Origin of the sequence: Bartonella sp. AA81SXKL, from assembly GCF_042196945.1 — a bacterium.
Classification (GTDB): domain Bacteria; phylum Pseudomonadota; class Alphaproteobacteria; order Rhizobiales; family Rhizobiaceae; genus Bartonella.
The window spans coordinates 1-945 of the sequence record NZ_JBHIRH010000135.1 but is presented as its reverse complement, the minus strand read 5'-3'; the positions used below and the strand labels follow the sequence as shown (position 1 = coordinate 945).

The 945-nt window shown below is 40.6% G+C and carries 1 protein-coding gene and 1 pseudogene; one reads left to right on the top strand and one right to left on the bottom strand.

Features of this window, described 5'->3' with window-relative positions; genetic code table 11:
• Positions 1-541, top strand: a pseudogene (locus ACFINZ_RS10100) (methionine ABC transporter permease); the annotation flags it as partial.
• A 6-nt stretch (positions 542-547) separates the two neighbouring features.
• Here ACFINZ_RS10100 and ACFINZ_RS10095 read toward each other — a convergent pair.
• Positions 548-945: MaoC family dehydratase (locus tag ACFINZ_RS10095; RefSeq protein WP_375701440.1), on the bottom strand; the 398-nt coding region annotated here is incomplete at its 5' end.

Genomic DNA, 945 nt, shown 5'->3' with positions numbered 1-945 from the left:
AACTGCACGTGGAGGAATTCTTGCCTCATATCTCATCAATCGCCCTCTGAGTATCATGATTGATAGTATTCGTGCCATTCCCTTTATTATTCTCGCATTTTATCTTCTCCCTCTTACCCGTATAGTTGTAGGAAGAGGTGTAGGAATGTCTTCGGTGATTTTTGTTCTCACCATTTCAGCTATTCCTTTTTATGCACGAATGGCAGAACTCTCTTTTAAAACTGTCGAAAATGGCTTGATTGAAGCTGCGCGTTCCATGGGAGCAAGTCGACTTCAAATTATCAGGCATGTTCTTGTCCCTGAAGCGCTCCCTAGTCTGATTAACGGTTTTACTGTTATGGTAATTTCTCTTATCGGAGCCACTTCACTTGCTGGATATCTCGGCGGAGGTGGTTTGGGAGATATGGCAATCCGCTATGGCTATCAGCGTTATAATACCTCCATTATGACAATAGTTATATCCTTTTGATCACTCTTCATATTATTCCCTTAAGGGTCTTCTGAAACAATTGCACAAAAAGTGGATAAAACACAACATTAAAACAATTTAAGAATTTATGTACTTCTCTCCAACCATAGCAACCACAAGCCACTGGGCAGTAAGAGCTGGTTTTTTTAATTGTTCAATTTCCATCGTAGCTCCATAATGAAAAACCACCCGTCCAGAAGGACGAATCTCGGCATCATTTAAAACAAAACGCGCACGTACCCGTGTGCCTGTTTTAACGGGACTCATAAAGCGTACTTTATCAAAACCATAATTAATGCCCATTGTTGTACCTTCCAACTCCGGTAGTGCCTCATAAGCTAGCGTAGACAAAAGTGATAATGTTAAAAACCCATGAGCAATAGTGCCACCGAAATGCGTTTTTTTAGCCTTTTCCTCATCTACGTGGATCCATTGATGATCATCTGTTGCGCATGCAAATTGATTAATCATATCCT